The sequence below is a fragment of the Thermoflexus sp. genome, assembly GCF_040289485.1.
In the GTDB taxonomy this organism is placed as follows: domain Bacteria; phylum Chloroflexota; class Anaerolineae; order Thermoflexales; family Thermoflexaceae; genus Thermoflexus.
The window spans coordinates 1-3117 of sequence record NZ_PSLG01000113.1 but is presented as its reverse complement, the minus strand read 5'-3'; the positions used below and the strand labels follow the sequence as shown (position 1 = coordinate 3117).

The 3117-nt window shown below is 72.1% G+C and carries 3 protein-coding genes; all 3 read left to right on the top strand.

What is annotated here, in order from left to right; genetic code table 11:
- Positions 1-619 (top strand): MFS transporter (locus C4313_RS11465; RefSeq protein ID WP_352429981.1); only part of this gene is annotated, 619 nt, incomplete at its 5' end.
- 147 nt (positions 620-766) lie between these two features.
- Positions 767-2029, top strand: coding sequence for a glutamyl-tRNA reductase (gene hemA / locus C4313_RS11460; RefSeq protein ID WP_352429980.1), 1263 nt, complete (start codon positions 767-769; stop codon positions 2027-2029).
- Positions 2026-2946, top strand: coding sequence for a hydroxymethylbilane synthase (gene hemC, locus C4313_RS11455; RefSeq protein WP_352429979.1), 921 nt, complete (start codon positions 2026-2028; stop codon positions 2944-2946). Before hemA ends, hemC begins: the two co-directional genes overlap by 4 nt.
- Positions 2947-3117: the final 171 nt, after the last annotated feature.

Here is a 3117-nt window from a genome sequence, read left to right as displayed (position 1 = left end):
GGCGGCCGCCGCCCCGCCGCCGGCGCCCTGTCTTTCGATCCCGCTGCTGTCCCTCGCCCTGCCCCATCTGCTGCTGGGCATCGGGGCCGGGCTGAGCCTGCCCTTCCTCAATGTCTATTTCCGCGAGCGGTATGGGATACCCGATGAAGCCCTGGGGGCCCTCTTCGCGGCCGCCTCGGCCCTGACCGGGTTGGGCGCCCTGCTGGCGCCGCCCCTGGCCCGGCGGTGGGGCCGGATCCCCACCGTGGCCCTCACCCAGGGGCTTTCGGTGATCGCCCTGGTGAGCATGGCCCTCACGGAACAGGCCGGCCTGGCCGCCCTGGCGATGCGGTTGCGAAGTATGCTGATGAACATGGGAGCGCCTCTCTATACCGAGTTCTGTATGGCCATCCTCCCGCCCCGGGAACAGGGGATCGCCAGCAGCCTCCTCAACGCCGCATGGGAGGCCGGATGGATGCTCGGCGCCGCCGCCTCCGGCTTCCTCCAGGACCGCTTCGGGAGCATGGCCCCGGTGTTCTGGCTCACTGCCTTCTTTTATGGGATCAGCACCCTCTACCAATACCTGGCCTTCGCCCCCCGCGAGCGGGCCATCCCCACGCCCCACCCCTCCCCGATTTAAGGACCCCGGGATCCTAAAAAAGCTAGCAATCCTTGACAAATTTTGAGAAAAACATAGAATCATGTCCCTGAAGGATGCGAGCGATGGGCCCCTCCAGGCGCGGGGGAGGCGCCTGCGGACCGAAAGCCAGATCCCTGAGGGATCCAGATGCTGTTTGGGATCGGCCTGCGCCGACAACGGCTGCCGGAGGCCTTCCGGGGCCGGTGGAGGCTCCTGGAGGAGAGCGCCGACGTCCTCCTGCGGGGGCTCTCGGGGGCCGGCCTCGCCGAAGCGTTCCTGTTGCTCACCTGCGAACGGATCGAACTGTATGGCGTCGGGCTGGACCATGAGGCCTTCCGACAGCTGGCCCAGCGCCTTCAGGCGCCGCCGGAGGAACTCCTTCCGCTGCAGGCGCGCTGGCGGGATCGAGAGGCCGCCCGTCATCTGTTCCGGGTGGCCGCTGGCTTGGACTCCACGGCCGTGGGGGAGCCGGAGATCCTGGGTCAGATCCGGGCGGCCTATCGCCGGGCCCGAGCGGCGGGGACCATCGGTCCTGTCCTCGGACCGCTGGTGGAACAGGCCCTGGCCCTCGGGCGCAAGGTCCGCGCCCGGACCGCTCTCGGCGCCGGCGCGCTCTCCCTGGGCACCCTCGCCGTCCGGGCGGCCCATCAGCGACAGCCCCTGACCGGGAGGACCGTCCTGATCGCCGGGGCCGGGACGATGGGGACCCAAATCGCCCGGGCCGTGCGCCGGTATGGGCCTGCCCGCCTGATCGTGCTCAGCCGCACCCCAGCCCGCGCCCAGGCCCTCGCCCAGGAGGTCGGAGGAGAGGCCGGCGGGCTGGTGGGGCTCCGACCCGCCCTGGCCCAGGCGGATTGTGCCTTCTTGGCCCTGGCCGCTCCGCAGCCGATCCTCCGCCGCGCTGATCTGGAGTGGGTGCGGGCCCAGCGCGGGGGGACGGAGCCCTTGCTGGTCGACCTGGGGATGCCGCCCAACGTCGAGAGCGAAGAGGGGCTGCACCCGCTCCGGCTGGAGGACCTGCAGGCCCTCGCGGAGGACCAGCGCCAACGCCTGGCAGAGGCCATCGTCCATGCCGAGGCGCTGGTGGAGGACGCCGTCCGACAGTGGGAGGCCGGATGGGCGGGCCGCCGGGTTGCCCCGCTGATCGCGACGCTCCAGGCGCAGGCGGAGCGCATCCGACAGCAGGAACTCGCCTGGGCCTGGCCGAAACTCGGGGACCTCACGCCGGCCCAGCGGGCCCGCATCGAGCAACTGACCCACCGCCTGGTCCGCAAGCTGCTGCACACGCCGCTCACGCAACTGCGGGCCCTGGCCGTCGATCCCCAAGCGCTAGCGCTGGCATGCCGGCTCTGGGGTCTGGAAGAGGATCCGGCGGCCTTCCCAAGGCCCAACAGGGAGGAGCCCGGATGAGCCGAAGGGCACGGCCCTTGCGGATCGGAACCCGGGGCAGCGCCCTGGCCCTGGCCCAGACGGAGAGCGTGATCCAGGCCTTGCGGGCCCGGTTCCCGGACCTTCCGGTGGAGCGGGTGGTGGTCCGCACCAGCGGGGATTTGGGCCGTCGGGATGTGCGAGGGGCCTTCGTCAAAGAGCTCCAGCGGGCGCTGCTCGCCGGGGAGATCGACCTCGCCGTCCACAGCCTGAAGGATCTCCCCACCGATCCGGTCCCGGGTCTGCAGATCGCGGCCGTCCTGGAGCGAGCCGACCCCCGGGAGGCTCTGGTCACCCGGTCCGGATGGACCTGGGACACGCTGCCGCCGGGGGCCCGGGTGGGAACAGGCAGCCCGCGGCGGACGGCTCAGTTGCGGGCCCTGCGGCCGGACCTGACCTACCTGCCGCTGGTGGGGAATGTCGACACCCGTCTGCGCCGGCTGGAGGAGGGCGGCTACGAGGCCATCGTGGTGGCGATGGCCGGTCTGCTCCGGCTCAACCGGATGGGGGAGGGGGTGCAGCCCTTTTCCATCTCCGAGGTGCTCCCGGCGCCCGGACAGGGGGCCATCGCGGTGGAGATCCGGGAGGGGGATCGCGCGGTGGCCTCGTGGGTGGCGCCGTTGCACCACCCCCCGACCGGATGGGCGGTGCTGGCCGAGCGGGCGTTCCTCCGGTCCCTGGGGGGCGGCTGTCGGCTGCCCATCGCCGCCTATGCGGAGGTCCAGGGGGATCGGTTGACGTTGGAGGGCCTGGTGATCGCCCCCTTGGGGTTCCCGCTGGGCCGGGCCTTCCGGGACCGCATCGAGGGCCCGGCGACGGCGGCGGAGGCTTTGGGCCAGGCCCTGGGCGAGCGGCTTCGCGCCCAGGGAGCGATCCGGTGGTTGGAGGCGGAGGGATGAACGCGCGCGAGAAGGCGCCCCTGGCCGGTTGCCGTGTGCTGATCACTCGTCCCCGCGGCGCCGCGGAGGATCTGGCCGCCCGCCTGGCGGCCCTAGGGGCGATTCCCCTGCTGCTCCCCCTCATCGAGATCCGCCCACCCCTCGACCCCGATCCGCTCCGACAGGCGGCCC

Bases quoted from the DNA above. Each gene is read 5' to 3' on its own strand.
- hemA (WP_352429980.1), top strand. From the start codon at position 767: ATGCTGTTTGGGATCGGCCTGCGCCGACAACGGCTGCCGGAGGCCTTC.
- hemC (WP_352429979.1), top strand. From the start codon at position 2,026: ATGAGCCGAAGGGCACGGCCCTTGCGGATCGGAACCCGGGGCAGCGCC.